The 13327-nt window shown below is 72.1% G+C and carries 11 protein-coding genes; 3 read left to right on the top strand and 8 right to left on the bottom strand.

The window, feature by feature from the left end; translation table 11 throughout:
• Nucleotides 1-64 precede the first annotated feature (64 nt).
• The 5 genes from OHB41_RS36175 to OHB41_RS36155 all read right to left on the bottom strand — a co-directional run bounded on the left by OHB41_RS36175 (nucleotide 65) and on the right by OHB41_RS36155 (nucleotide 6238).
• A complete protein-coding gene (locus OHB41_RS36175; RefSeq protein ID WP_266703129.1) occupies nucleotides 65-1624 on the bottom strand; it encodes a PucR family transcriptional regulator in 1560 nt (519 codons plus the stop codon).
• Between the two features lie 26 nt (nucleotides 1625-1650).
• Nucleotides 1651-2934: an aspartate aminotransferase family protein gene (locus OHB41_RS36170; RefSeq protein WP_266703127.1), complete on the bottom strand. Its 1284-nt coding sequence runs from the start codon at nucleotides 2932-2934 to the stop codon at nucleotides 1651-1653.
• Nucleotides 2931-3773 (bottom strand): nitrilase-related carbon-nitrogen hydrolase, encoded by an 843-nt coding sequence (locus OHB41_RS36165; RefSeq protein WP_266703125.1) that lies wholly within the window; start codon nucleotides 3771-3773, stop codon nucleotides 2931-2933. Before OHB41_RS36165 ends, OHB41_RS36170 begins: the two co-directional genes overlap by 4 nt.
• A gap of 180 nt (nucleotides 3774-3953) precedes the next feature.
• Nucleotides 3954-5909, bottom strand: a complete 1956-nt coding sequence (locus tag OHB41_RS36160; protein ID WP_266703123.1) for a hypothetical protein — start codon at nucleotides 5907-5909, stop codon at nucleotides 3954-3956.
• Between the two features lie 56 nt (nucleotides 5910-5965).
• Nucleotides 5966-6238 carry a helix-turn-helix domain-containing protein gene (locus OHB41_RS36155; protein WP_266703121.1) on the bottom strand — a complete coding sequence of 91 codons (273 nt, stop codon included), beginning with the start codon at nucleotides 6236-6238 and terminating at the stop codon, nucleotides 5966-5968.
• A gap of 32 nt (nucleotides 6239-6270) precedes the next feature.
• Between OHB41_RS36155 and map the strand changes: the two genes are divergently transcribed.
• Nucleotides 6271-7038 (top strand): type I methionyl aminopeptidase, encoded by a 768-nt coding sequence (map, locus tag OHB41_RS36150; RefSeq protein ID WP_266703119.1) that lies wholly within the window; start codon nucleotides 6271-6273, stop codon nucleotides 7036-7038.
• A gap of 269 nt (nucleotides 7039-7307) precedes the next feature.
• On the opposite strand, the gene ggt is transcribed toward map, so the two are convergent.
• A complete protein-coding gene (gene ggt / locus OHB41_RS36145; protein WP_266703117.1) occupies nucleotides 7308-9128 on the bottom strand; it encodes a gamma-glutamyltransferase in 1821 nt (606 codons plus the stop codon).
• 104 nt (nucleotides 9129-9232) lie between these two features.
• On the opposite strand from ggt, the gene OHB41_RS36140 reads away from it, so the two are divergent.
• A complete protein-coding gene (locus OHB41_RS36140; RefSeq protein WP_266703115.1) occupies nucleotides 9233-10009 on the top strand; it encodes a hypothetical protein in 777 nt (258 codons plus the stop codon).
• Nucleotides 10010-10125: 116 nt separating this feature from the next.
• Nucleotides 10126-11694 carry a CocE/NonD family hydrolase gene (locus OHB41_RS36135; RefSeq protein ID WP_266703112.1) on the top strand — a complete coding sequence of 523 codons (1569 nt, stop codon included), beginning with the start codon at nucleotides 10126-10128 and terminating at the stop codon, nucleotides 11692-11694.
• Nucleotides 11695-11742: 48 nt separating this feature from the next.
• Here the strand turns inward: OHB41_RS36135 and OHB41_RS36130 are convergent, their stop codons facing one another.
• Complete coding sequence (locus OHB41_RS36130; RefSeq protein ID WP_266706396.1) at nucleotides 11743-12564, bottom strand: amino acid ABC transporter permease; 822 nt, start codon at nucleotides 12562-12564, stop codon at nucleotides 11743-11745.
• A gap of 113 nt (nucleotides 12565-12677) precedes the next feature.
• Nucleotides 12678-13322 (bottom strand): amino acid ABC transporter permease, encoded by a 645-nt coding sequence (locus tag OHB41_RS36125; RefSeq protein WP_266703110.1) that lies wholly within the window; start codon nucleotides 13320-13322, stop codon nucleotides 12678-12680.
• Nucleotides 13323-13327: the final 5 nt, after the last annotated feature.

Here is a 13327-nt window from a genome sequence, read left to right as displayed (position 1 = left end):
TGCGTTGCCGTTCCACGGTGTCACCCCCGCGTCGTCGCATGTTTCACCTGAGTCATCCGGTGTTTCACCGTTGTTGGGCGTCGTGCGCGAGCAGCGCGATGTGCACGGAGGCCGCCTGTTCGAAGTCGTCGAGGTTCACGGCGAGGCGTGCCTCTATCGCCTCCAGCCGGCGGTAGAGCGCGGGCCTGCTGACGTGGTGGAGCCGCGCGGTGCGGGACTTGTTGCGGCCCGTCGCGAGATACGTACGCAGCACGGGCAGCAGCTCCGACTCCGCGTCGGCCCCGCACAGCAGCCCGTCCAGCTCCCGTTCGGCGAAGGACTGGACGTGCGGGTCGTCCCTGAGCAGCCGGACCAGACCGCGCAGATGGACGTCACGCAGCCGTACGAGCACCGGGTGGTCCTCCTGGCCGACGGGAGTGTCGGCGGCGGCCTCGGCGACGTGCAGGGCCTCCCGCAGGCCGCCGGGGACGTCGTCCCAGGCGTGGCGTGCGGAGGCGGCCGCCACGGTCGCGGGGGCGCCGGTCTCGTGGCGCAGCCGGGTGGCGAAGTGCGCGGCCAGCGCCTCGGCGTCCTGGTCCCGGGCGAGGCTCAGCAGTACGGCGGTGGCCCCGTCGGCGAGTTCGGCGACGAGTCCGGACAGGCCGAGCAGCCTGAGCACCCGGTCCAGTTGGGCCGGGTCGCCGTTCCGGACGGCCAGCGGCACGAAGGACCGCCGGTTCACGGGCAGCCCGGCGGCGCGCGCTCGCGGGAGGAGCTGCCGCGCCGGTACGACCCCGCTCACGAGGTCGGTGAGCAGGCTCTGCGCGGACTCCTCCTCCCAGGTGTGCGCGGAGCCGGCGAGCATCCGGTGCAGGACCAGGGCCTCGGCGGCCCGGTCGGCGAGCAGCCGCCCGGTCACCGGGGCGCCGCGGTGACCGCACAGCACGATGCGGCCCCAGCGCTCGCCCCGGCCGCCCAGCTCGGCCCGGATCCACCCGTCGCCCTCGCTGCCGCCCGCCTGCCGGGCGATGCGCTCCCAGTCGCGCAGCACATCGTCCACCGCGGACCGCTCCCCCGCCGTGGCGAGGACCCGGTGGGCGAGGTTGGTGACGACGACGGGGCAGGCCGCGTGGCCCGCGATCTCGTCGAGGATCCGCTGCATGGGGGCGCCCGAGGTGATGAGGCCGGTGAGCGCGGTGCGTACCGACTCGGAGAGGCTCACGGCCGCGAACTTGCTGGAGACCAGCCGGGACTGCACCTCTTCCGTCAACTCGGCGAAGGGGAACGGGCGGTGCAGCACGACCATGGGCAGCCCGCACCGCTCGGCGGCCCGGCGCATCACGTCCGGCGGTGCGGGGAAGGCCCGGCCGAGCCCGAGGACGACGGCCGCGGCCTCCGCGCGGTGCAGCGAACGGATGTACTCGGCCTGCGCGTCCGGGTCGCCGGCCAGCAACACACCGGTGGTCAGCACCATTTCACCGCCTCTGAGCATCACGCCCACGTCGGCGGCCTCCGCCACGTGCACCCAGCGCACGGGCCGGTCGAGGTGGCCCGCGCCCGCCACCACCTCGGGCTCTCCGGCGAGCACCCGTTCCAGGGTGAGGACCTGGCGTACCGACAGGGCGGTGTCCAAGGCGGTGGTCATGGCGACGTTCCCTTGCTCAGGTTCTCTTACCGGGTGCACCTCAGCGCGCGATCGAGGATCGCCGCACCCTCCTCCGCCTCCGCGACGGTGAGGGACAGTGGCGGCGCGATGCGCAGCACGCTGGTGTCGTGACCGCCGCCCTTGCCGATCAGCAGGCCTTCCTCGCGGGCCGCTTCGAGCACGGCGGCGGCGCCCTCGGGATGCGCCTCGTCGGTGCCGGGCTTCACCAGTTCGACGCCGATCATCAGCCCGCGACCGCGGACCTCGCGTACGCCGTCGACCTGTGCGGCGATCGCCCGCAGCCGCTCGATGAGCAGACCGCCGACGCGCCGGGCGTTGCCCTGGAGGTCGTGTTCGAGGAGGTAGGTGAGGTTCGCCAGCCCCGCCGCCATCGTGACCGGTGAGCCGCCGAAGGTCGAGATGGAGTTCGAGTCCAGGCAGTTCATGATCTCGGCTCGGGCGACGACGCCGCCGATGGACATGCCGTTGCCGATGCCCTTGGCGAAGGTCAGCATGTCCGGCGGGCCCGCGGCGTCGTGGGCCTGCCAGCCCCAGAAGTGCTCGCCGGTGCGCCCCCAGCCGGTCTGCACCTCGTCGGCGATCCAGAGGATGCCGTGCTCGTCGAGGACCTCGCGGAAGGCCGCGTAGAGGCCGTCGGGCGGGATCGTGAAGCCGCCGACGCCCTGGACGGGTTCGGCGATCAGGGCCGCGGGCGGCCGGACATGGCCGAGCAGGTCCCTGAGGTCCTCGACGCAGGCCGAGATGAACTCGGTGTCGGACAGGCCGGCGTAGGGACCGCGGGTGCGGACACCGCCGTGGACGTACAGCGTCTGCAGCGGGGAGAGCGAGGTCGGCGACCAGCCCTTGTTGCCGGTGATGCCGACCGCGCTGAACGAGCGGCCGTGGTAGCTGTTGCGCATCGCCAGGATCTGGTTGCTGCGCCGGTGGGCGGTGGCGAGCAGCAGCGCCGTGTCGTTGGCCTCGGTGCCGGAGGTGGTGAAGAAGACGCGGGCGTCCGGGATGCCGGACAACTGGACGATGCGCTCGGCGAGTTCGACCATCGGCCGGTTGAGGTAGAGCGTGGAGGAGTGGATGATCCGCCCGGCCTGCTCACTGACGGCCTTGGTCACCTCGGGCAGCGCGTGCGCGGTCATCGTCGTCAGGATGCCGCCGAAGAAGTCCAGGTACTTGTTGCCGTCGGCGTCCCAGACGTGGCGGCCCTCGCCGTGGGTGATCTCCAGCGGGTCCTGGTAGTAGAGGGCGAGCCAGTCGGGCAGGACCGCCTTGTGCCGTGCGTACAGGTCGCTCACGGCTGCACCAGCCCCTCGTACGCGTCGGGCCGGCGGTCGCGGTAGAACGCCCACTGCTGACGCACCTCCTCGATCAGGTCGAAGTCGAGGTCCCGGACCACGAGTTCCTCGGCCTTGTCGCCGGCGGTCTCCCCCACGAACTGCCCCCGCGGGTCGACGAAGTACGAGGTGCCGTAGAAGTCGTTGTCCCCGTACTCCTCCTGCCCGACCCGGTTGATCGCGGCGATGAAGTACTCGTTGGCGACGGCCGCGGCGGGCTGCTCCAGCTGCCAGAGGTAGGCGGAGAGACCGCGGGAGGTGGCGGAGGGGTTGTAGACGAGCTGGGCGCCGTTGAGGCCGAGTTGGCGCCAGCCCTCGGGGAAGTGGCGGTCGTAGCAGATGTAGACCCCGATCCGGCCGACCGCGGTGTCGAAGACGGGCCAGCCGAGGTTGCCCGGTTTGAAGTAGTACTTCTCCCAGAAGCCCTTGACCTGGGGGATGTGGTGCTTGCGGTACTTGCCGAGGAAGGTGCCGTCGGCGTCGATCACGGCCGCGGTGTTGAAGTAGAAGCCGGACTGCTCGACCTCGAAGACGGGCACGACGATGACCATGCCGGTCTCGCGGGCGAGTTCCCGCATGCGGGTCACCGTGGGCCCGTCGGGCACGGGCTCCGCCCAGCGGTAGTGCTCGGGCTCCTGGACCTGGCAGAAGTAGGGGGCGTTGAAGACTTCCTGGAAGCCGATCACCTTCGCGCCCTGCCGGGCCGCCTCGCGGGCGTGCTCCTCGTGCTTGGCGACCATGGATGCGGTGTCGCCGGTCCAGGTCGCCTGGACCAGAGCGGCGCGTACGACGTTGGCCATGAGCTGCTCCTTCGACGGGACGTCAGAGAGCCTCTACGCCCGTAGACAAAGGCGGTAGAGGCTCGAAAGTAAGCCCCCTGGACAGCCTTGCCAAGACCATCGGGGTTAACCCGCTGAGTCGATCACGTTTCACACCCCTGCGGGTGAGAGGCTGACCGGGCTGTGGGCCGCCCGGGTGACTCAGGCGGCGAAGCCCGCCACCCGAAGGGCGTGCACCAGGTCCCAGTGGCGTTCCTCCGAGATTCCCCGGGCGGCGTCCAGCAGGAGCGGCACGAGCCGCGCCGGATCGCTCTCCGCGCTGCGGGCGGCCTCCTCCGGGGCACGGACCCGTACATAGGCGTCGAGCAGTGCGCGGATCTCGCGGCTGCGGCCCTCGTCGGCGAGGCCGAGCACGGCGGCCCCGATCTCCGGTGCGGGGCGGCCGACGCCCTGGCGCAGCATCTGCTGTCCGTCGGTGGTGCGGCCGGCCGCGACGAGCGCGTCGGACGCGGCGACCAGCCGGTCCGCGGGGAGCGAGGCGGCCTCCCACAGCAGGGTGGCCCAGTCCGCGTCGAGGCCCGCGTCGTGCAACTCGGCGGCGAGCAGGGGGAAGCGGGCGGCGGGCCAGTACGCGGCCTCGACGAGTGCGGCGTGCGCCTCGCCACTGCGGCCCTCGGCACGCAGTCGGACCAGTGTCCGGACGGTTTCCACGGTGGCTCGCCGGGCGTCCCCGTCCAGGGGCTCCGCCCGGGGCTCCGTCCGTGGCTCCGCCCGCTCCTCTGCGGCCCCGGCGAAACGCGCGCCGCGGGACGTACGGCGGTTCGGCGCGGCCGGGCCGGCGGGCAGCGGCGCGGGCGTCCCGGGGGCGGGCACGGGGGCCGCGTCGGCCTCCATCATCCCGGCGAACCGCGCGCTTCCCCGGGGACGGCGCCTGAAGCGCTGTCTGGGGGCCGGGGCGGGCTCGGGGGCCGCGGACCCCGAGCCCGGCGTCGGGGGCCCGTCGTGGGGCCGTACGGCGCCGGAGGCGGCCTCCGGCCGGGAGCCGGGGTCGTACCCGTCGTGCCCGGGGCCGGAAGCGGGAGCGCCGGGCCCGGGGCCGTCCCCGCGCACAGCGGCGCCGGCCTCCGCGAGGGCCTCACCGGACCCGGGCCGGCCGGCGTCGCGCGCGTCGTCCCGGGCGCCGTGACCCCCAGGACCGAAGGCGTCGCCGTGCCCACCGGGTCCGGCGGGCGCGGCAGCGGCAGGACGGCTCGGAGCGGACGAGGCGCCTGGCACGCCGGGACCGGTGCGGGTGAAGGATTCGGGGCCCGGCACCGGAGCCGACGGGTCGTACGGGCCCGGATCGGCGGTCTCGGGCCGAGCCGGCGCCGAGGGGTCCGCGAACGGCGAGCGTCGTCCCGTCCGCCCGGGAACGGCCGCACGGTGGCCGGCCGCCGTCCCCGTGGGCGCCGTCCCCGTGGGCGCGGTCCCCGTGGGCGCGGTCCCCGTGGGCGCGGTCCCCGTGGGCGCGGTCCCCGTGGCCTCGGCCCATCCGCCCTCGGCCCACGTCTCGCCCGCGCGGTTCCCGCGCTCACCGCCGTCCGACGCCCGGGGTACGCCCCCGGCGGCCCCCGAAAAGCCGAGCGCGCCCGATGCGTGGGTACGCAGGGCGCGCCGGTCGAGGTCTTCCATGCGGTGGCGGAGTTCGACACAGCGGGCCGTGGCCCGCTCGTGGTCGTCCCGGGCCCAGGCCAGGTCCAGCCGGACCGAGTCGGCGTCCTGCGGGGTGGCGGCCTCCCCCAGCAGCCGGTTCAGCTCGGTCCGGCGTTCCGCCGCGTAGCGCTGTTCGCGGAGCATCACGTCGAGACGGTCGCCGAGCGCGTCGCGCCCGCCGGGCCGGGCGTCGAACGCGGCGAGCGAGGCGCCGTGCAGCGAGCGGGCCCGCGGGGCCTCCTGCGCCGCGGCCCCGCCGCCGTACTCCGCGCCGAGGTCCTGCAGGAGCGCCTCGACCACGTCCCAGGGAGGCACCTCCCAGCCGTCCAGGCAGGCCCGCATTCCGTCGGGGTCACGCTGCCAGAACACCCCGCACCAGCCGCCGCCCTGGTCGAGCCGCCGCATCAGCCCGTCCAGATAGCACGCGAACTCCCGCACCTCGCCGGGGAGTTGATCCACAGCCATCACGCAACCCCCCACCCGACTGGAGTACTCCGGTCCGGTAGAAAACACCCTCCGTGTTACGGAACGGCTACGGGGAGTTTTCGGGCCGGGAGCGGAGTCCGGTGATCGAGGTCGTCCATGGACAGCCCGAGCGCCCTCGCCAGCGCCGCCACGGTGAAGAAGGCGGGAGTGGGAGCCCGGCCGGTCTCGATCTTGCGCAGGGTCTCGGCCGAGATCCCGGCGGTCGCCGCGACCTCCACCATGCTCCGGACGCCGCGGGCCTCACGCAGCAACTGCCCGAGACGCTCGCCGCGTTCGCGCTCTTCGGGGGTCAGCGGGGTACGCACCATGAGCCCATTCTAATACCGGTATAGTAATTGGCATGGTGGAACTCAAGACGGACACATCGATCGACGCGATGCACGAGGCGGGACAGGTCGTGGGCAGGGCGCTCACGGCCGTGCGGGAAGCGGCCGCCGTGGGCGTCTCCCTGCTGGAGCTGGACGAGGTCGCCCACCAGGTACTGCGTGACGCGGGCGCCGGCTCCCCCTTCCTCGGCTACCGCCCCTCATTCGCACCCACCCCGTTCCCCGCGGTCATCTGCGCCTCCGTGAACGACGCGATCGTGCACGGCATCCCCACCGGCTACCGGCTGCGCGACGGAGACCTGGTCTCCATCGACTTCGGTGCCGAACTGGGCGGCTGGGTCGGCGACTCGGCGATCAGCTTCGTCGTCGGCCGGCCGCGCGCCGCCGACGTCCGCCTGGTCGAGACCGCCGACCGCGCCCTCGCGGCGGGCATCGCGGCGGCCGTCGTCGGCAACCGCATCGGGGACATCGCGCACGCCGTCGGCACGGTCTGCCGCGCGGCGGGGTACGGCATCCCGGACGGCTTCGGCGGCCACGGCGTGGGCCGCCGTATGCACGAGGACCCGCCCGTTCCCAACGAGGGGCGTCCCGGCCGCGGCCTGCCGCTGCGCCACGGCATGGTCCTCGCCATCGAGCCCATGCTCATCGGCGGCGGCACCGACGGCTTCCACGCGGCGCCCGACGGCTGGACCCTGCGTACGGACGACGGCTCCCGCGCGGCCCACGCCGAGCACACGGTGGCCATCACGGACTCGGGGCCCCGCGTCCTGACGGCGCGCTGACACCGGGCCCGCGCCAGCGTGCCGTGAACGGCGCGGCGTCCCGCGCCGTTCACCCGCTCACGCCCGGCCGGGCCGCGCGATCCGTCCGTCGGCCTGCCGCGGCGCTTAAGGGCTGTCCCGTAATCCCCGGTGGATCAGCGCGCGGCGTCGGATGCGGTGCATCGCAAGGCGGAGGGTCGTCCTCATGCTGGGCGTATTCGGGCGATCCGACAACGCGGCGAGGTGCCGTGGCTGTCGTCGTGCGCCCGCCGGGGATCACGGGACAGCCCTTAGGACGCGGGACGCACCACCATCGCCGATCCGCCCCCGCGCCGTACCGTCTCCGCCGCGGCCAGCCACTTGCCGTTCGGAAGGCGCTGGACGCCCGTCGCCGCGCCGATCTCGGGGTTGGGCTTGAAGGAGTGTCCGAGCGCCTCCAGCCGGGTCCTGAGCGCGCTGTCGTACAGGCCCGGTTCGAGTTCCGTCTGTGCCGCGTTGCGCTGGCTGGCCCGCGGCGCGGCGATCGCGTCGACGAGCGGCAGCCCGCGGTCCAGGAATCCGGTGAGCGTCTGCAGCACGGTGGTGATGATGGTGGCGCCGCCCGGCGAACCGAGCGCCACCACCGGCTGGTCGTGCCGGTCCAGCACGATCGTCGGCGAGATCGACGAGCGCGGCCGCTTGCCGGGGCCGGGCAGGTTCGGGTCGTGCACGGCCGGACTGGCCGGGGTGAAGGAGAAGTCCGTCAACTCGTTGTTGAGGAGGAAGCCGCGGCCCGGGACGGTGATGCCGCTGCCGCCGGTCTGCTCGATGGTCAGCGTGTACGAGACGACGTCACCCCACTTGTCGGCGACCGTGAGGTGCGTGGTGTTCTCACCCTCGTACGTCGTCGGGGCGGCGGTCCCCGCGGTGGAGCAGGCCGCCGGGTGGCGCGGGTCGCCCGGCGCGAGCGGACTGGTCAGCACCGCGTCGTCCTTGACGAGGCACGCGCGGGAGTCGGCGTACTTCTGCGACAGCAGTTCCTTCGTGGGTACGTGCTCGAAGGCCGGGTCGCCGACCCAGCGCCCCCGGTCGGCGAATGCGATCCGGCTGGCCTCGATGTAGTGGTGCAGGTACTGCACGTCGCTCGCCTTGGAGAGGTCGGTCCGCTCCAGGATGTTGAGGGCCTCGCCGACCGTCGTGCCACCGGACGAGGAGGGCGCGATCGTGTAGACCTTCCGGCCGCGGTACGCCGTCTCCGTCGGCGCCTGCTTCTTCGCCCGGTAGGCGGCCAGGTCCCTGAGCGACAGCTTTCCGGGCCGGGCGTTGTAGCCGGAACCGGTCTCCACCGGCGGCTTGTTCACGGTGGCGACGATGTCCTCGCCGAGGTCGCCGTGGTAGATCGCGCCGACGCCCTTGCGACCCAACTCCTCGTAGGTGCGGGCGAGGTCGGGGTTGGTGAAGGTCGAGCCGACCGCCGGGAGCGAGCCGCCGGGCAGGAACAGCTTGGCGGTGTCCGGGAAGTTCCTGAAGCGGGCCTCGTTGGACTCCGTCTGGGAGCGGAAGGTCGCGTCGACCGTGAAGCCGTCGCGCGCGATCCGTTCCGCGGGCTTGAGGACGCTGCTCAGCCGCCTGCTGCCCCAGCTGTCCAGCGCCGTCTGCCAGGTCGCGGGCGTGCCCGGCGTACCGACGCTCAGTCCGCTGGTGACGGCGTCCGCGAAGGCGAGCGGCTTGCCGTTCTCCAGGAACAGCCCCGAGTCGGCGCTCAGCGGCGCCGTCTCACGGCCGTCGATCGTGTGCACCGTACGGGACTTGGCGTCGTAGTAGACGAAGTAGCCGCCTCCGCCCACGCCGGAGGAGTAGGGCTCGGTGACACCGAGGGCCGCGGCCGTGGCGACCGCCGCGTCCACCGCGTTGCCGCCCTTCCTGAGGACCTCTATACCCGCGGCGGAGGCGTCGGCGTCGACGCTCGCCACGGCGCCGCCGTACCCGACGGCGACCGGCACCTTCGGCGACGCGCCGCCGACGGCGGACACGGTCGCCTTCCCGGCGCCGGGAGGCGCGGCCGCACCGACCGAGACCACCGCGGCCGAAACCGCCAAGACCGCCAGATTCCGCGCAACAGGGCGACGCATCCGTACCTCCAGTCAACAGCCGTCCGCGCAGCGTAACCGCACCTCCACCCTTCCGTCAGGACCCCCTCGAACACCGTTGCGCATTCCGGCTAGCATGCGCGCCCATGAATGACGACGTGCGCAACATCGTCCTCGGCGTGCTGGCGGCAGGCGTCAGTGCCACCCTCGGCTGGCTCGCCCGTACGTACCTGTGGAAGCGCAGACTCCGGCGCAAGCAGGCGTTCTTCGGACTGCCCGACAACTCCGAGTCGCTGCTGGTGGTCAACCGGGAGGCGGGCGGCCCGGAGCTCACCGTGATGCGGCACGACGTGTTCGCGTTGCTCGAACTGTCCGCCCTGATCAAGGACTGCGGCGCGCATGCCCAGGTTATCGCGCACGACGCGACGCAGCAGGGTTTCGGGGAGCGAACGGAGTTCTGCGTGGGAGGCCCCTCGTCCAACCGGCGGATGGCGGCGCATCTGCACTCGCTGCTGCCGGGCGTCGACGTGAACGTCGACTCGGAACCGGGCCCGAACCGCGGCGCGTTCCAGATCGGCAGCGAGCGCTACCTCCTGGAGTCGGGCAAGGGCGAGTACGTGATCCTCGCCCGGCTGGTCGCGGGCCAGGAGCGCGGGACGCGTCCGGTGTTCCTCTTCTGCGGCCAGCGCGCGATCACCAACCAGGCGGCGACCCGCTACCTCGCCCGCAACCACGAGCGCCTGGCGCGCAAACACGGTGGGAACTCCTTCGTCCTGCTCCTGAAGGTGGTGAACTCGCAGGCCTACGGCCCCGATGTGGTCGAAGTCGTCGCGGACGTGACCCGCGCCGCCAGGACCCCGCCGCCCGCGCCCACGCCGGCACCGGCACCGGCACCGGCACGCAGCTCGCACCGCGCCTCGTAGGTTCCGGCACCTTCCCGGAACCTTTACCCGCGCGTAACTTACCGACGGGTTACTTCCGGTAAGCGCGCGAGGTTACCGTCGGGTCACTTTCCACCGACACGAGTGAGGAGTGGCCCGTGGGACTCCATCGCCATGCCCTGCGCACGACCGCCGTGGGTGCCGTCTCGGCGGCCCTGATCACCGGCGGCACCCTCGGGCTCGCCCCCACCGCCCGGGCGGCCACGGGCGGCGTCCGCTTCGTCGACATCACCGGGGACGGTGGCACGGTTCTCAAGGGCAACGTCGTCACCCCCTCGGACGCCGACGGCACCCGCACCTACCCGCTCATCGTGCTGCCCACGAGCTGGGGTCTGCCCCAGGTCGAGTACCTCGCGCAGGCCCGGAGACTCGCCGACTCCGGCTACGTGGTGGTCGGTTACAACGTCCGCGGCTTCTGGCAGTCCGGCGGCGAGATAGAAGTGGCGGGGCCGCCCGACGTGGCCGACACCTCCAAAGTGATCGACTGGGCGCTCGCCAACACCCCCGCCGACGCGCGGCGGATCGGTGTGGCCGGTGTCTCGTACGGCGCCGGGATCAGCCTGCTGGCCGCCGAGCACGACAAGCGGATCAAGGCGGTCGCCGCGCTCAGCGGCTGGGCCGATCTCATCGACTCGATCTACTCGGGCCGCACCCAGCACAGCCAGGCCACCGCGCTGCTCGGCGGCGTCGGCGCCCTCACCGGCCGCCCCAGCGCCGAACTCCGTCAGACCCTGGAGGGCTTCTTCTCCTCGGACCTCTCGAAGGAACAGGAGATGATCGCCTGGGGGAGGAAACGTTCCCCCGAGACCTACGTCGACCAGCTCGACAAGAACAGGCCGGCCGTCTTCATGGCCAACGCCTGGGGCGACACGATCTTCCCGCCCAACCAGTACGCCCGCTTCTACGAGGAGCTGACCGGACCCAAGCGTCTGGAGTTCCGCCCCGGCGACCACGCCACCGCCGAGCTGCCCGGTCTGTTCGGTGTCCCCAACGACGTGTGGACGGACACCGGCCGCTGGTTCGACCACTACCTCAGGGGCGAGGACAACGGAATCGACCGCGAGCAGCCGGTCCAGCTCAAGTCCCGCTCCACCGGCGGCTACGAGGGCTACCCGGACTGGAAGTCGGTCGGCGCCACCACGAGGAAGATCGCGCTGGCGGGCACCACCACGATCCACACGAACGTCGACTCGGGCGCGGACGGCGGGATCATCTTCCTCTCCAGCGTCCTGGACCAGCTGGCGCGGGTCCCCCCGACGGCCGCCATCCCGCTGCTGCCGCGCCGCTGGGCGGCCGTCTGGCAGTCGGAGCGGTACGCGAGCGCCCAGCAGGTGCGCGGCACCGCCCGGCTGCACACCACCCTCACCCCGACCAAGGAGAGCGGCACCCTCGTCGCCTATCTCTACGACGTGGGGCCGCTCGGCCTCGGCAAGCTGGTCAGCAACGCGCCGTACACCTTCCACGGGCAGACGCCCGGCAAGCCGTTCGGCGTCGACCTGGACCTGTACTCCACGGCCTACGACGTCCCGGCAGGGCACCGGCTCGCCCTGGTCGTCGACACGGTCGACCCGCTCTACATCGAGCACAACCCGTCCGGCGCGCAGCTGACCTTCTCCTCACCGGCGAACGACCCGTCCTACGTGTCGATTCCCCTGCGCGAGCAGTGATCTCCGGCTGCCGCCGGCCGGGTCTGGCCCTGTGAGCTGCTGCTCCCCCTACGGTCTCGGGGCGGTGGGGGGAAGCCCCCCACCCGGCAGCAGCGTCCCTGGTTCGGCCGGTGCCACCTTCACGGCCTCGGTCTTGGGACTGCGCCGCTCCCACCGGGACACCCGCTGGGCGAACCAGGAGAGCAGCATGCACATCCCGATGTAGATCGGCGAGATCACCATCACCACGGGGATGAACGGCAAATCGTAGTCGAGGTTGGACGCGATCAGTTTCCCGGCGTGGAGGAACTCCTCATAGGTGATGAGAAAACCGAGCGAGGTGTCCTTCAACGCCACCACCAGCTGGCTGATGATGGCGGGCAGCATGGCCCGTACGGCCTGCGGTACGAGGACATGGGACATGACCTGGGTCTTGCGCATGCCGAGCGCGAACGCGGCCTCCCGCTGCCCGCGGTCGACGGAGTTGACGCCGGAGCGGAAGACCTCGGCGAGCACCGAGCCGTTGTAGAGCGTCAGTCCCGCCACCAGCGCGGGCAGCGGCTGCACCTTCAGCGCCACGAAGATGAAGAAGATCATCACCAGCACGGGCATGGCGCGGAAGAACTCGACGACCAGTGTCGAGATCCAGCGCACCGGGCCATGGTCGGAGAGGCGTCCCGTGGCGAGCACCGCGCCCAGCGCCAGCGAGAACACGGCGGCCAGCGCGAAGGCCTTGAGCGTGTTGCCCAGTCCCCGCAGCAGAAGTTCCTGGATGCCCTTGTACTCGAAGGGCATCCACTTGGTGTGCGTGAACTGGCCGGTGTCGAACAGGAGATAGAGGACCCAGCCGATCAGGGCGAGGATCAGGACGGTGGACACGACCCCGTACATGCGGTGCCGTTGCCGGGTCCTCGGCCCGGGGACGTCGTAGAGGGCGGTGGACCGCTGACCGGTGGACCGGCGGGCCCTGGGCCGGTGGGCGGGTGACCGAGGGGCGGTGGCGGTCATCGGGCGACTCCCCAGCGCTTTTCGAGGACATTGAAGATCGCGCTGATGGCGAGGGTGATGATCAGGTACCCGACGGCGATCCAGACGAAGGTCCAGACGATGTTGTAGCCGAGCTCGCTGAGGGTCTTGTAGGTGCCGAGCAGTTCGGTGACGCTGAACGCCCCGGCGATGGCGGAGTTCTTGGCGAGCGCGATGAGGGTGGAGCCGATCGGCGGGATCACGGAGCGGAAGGCCTGCGGCAGGACCACGAGCGAGAGCGTCTGCCGGAACGTCATGCCGAGGCTGCGGGCCGCCTCGCCCTGTTCCCTGGGCACGGTGTTGATGCCGGCCCGCAGCGCCTCGCAGATGAACGCCGAGGTGTAGCAGCCGAGTGCCAGGACCGCGAACACCTGGAAGGGCAGCACGAGTCCGAAGCGCGGCAGGCCGAGCAGGACCGCGAAGAACAGCAGAGTGAGCGGGGTGTTGCGCAGCACGGCCACCCAGGCCGTGCCGAGGACCCGCAGGGAGGCGACCGGCGCGACCCTGAACGAGGCCATCAGGAAGCCCAGCAGAAGCGCCAGCACCGATGCGTAGACGGTGAGTTCGACCGTGCCGAGGAAGCCCTCGGCGAAGGTGGAGAAGTTGTCTGTCAGTACGTTCACGTCGG

Source organism: Streptomyces sp. NBC_01571 (genome assembly GCF_026339875.1).
Lineage (GTDB): Bacteria > Actinomycetota > Actinomycetes > Streptomycetales > Streptomycetaceae > Streptomyces.
Note: the sequence above shows the minus strand (reverse complement) of the source record. Positions and strands in the feature narration are given on the sequence as shown.

Coding starts and splice junctions, on each gene's coding strand:
- OHB41_RS36175 (WP_266703129.1), bottom strand. CDS start 1,624: ATGACCACCGCCTTGGACACCGCCCTGTCGGTACGCCAGGTCCTCACC.
- map (WP_266703119.1), top strand. CDS start 6,271: ATGGTGGAACTCAAGACGGACACATCGATCGACGCGATGCACGAGGCG.
- OHB41_RS36140 (WP_266703115.1), top strand. CDS start 9,233: ATGAATGACGACGTGCGCAACATCGTCCTCGGCGTGCTGGCGGCAGGC.
- OHB41_RS36160 (WP_266703123.1), bottom strand. CDS start 5,909: ATGGCTGTGGATCAACTCCCCGGCGAGGTGCGGGAGTTCGCGTGCTAT.
- OHB41_RS36155 (WP_266703121.1), bottom strand. CDS start 6,238: ATGGTGCGTACCCCGCTGACCCCCGAAGAGCGCGAACGCGGCGAGCGT.
- OHB41_RS36165 (WP_266703125.1), bottom strand. CDS start 3,773: ATGGCCAACGTCGTACGCGCCGCTCTGGTCCAGGCGACCTGGACCGGC.
- ggt (WP_266703117.1), bottom strand. CDS start 9,128: ATGCGTCGCCCTGTTGCGCGGAATCTGGCGGTCTTGGCGGTTTCGGCC.
- OHB41_RS36130 (WP_266706396.1), bottom strand. CDS start 12,564: ATGTACGGGGTCGTGTCCACCGTCCTGATCCTCGCCCTGATCGGCTGG.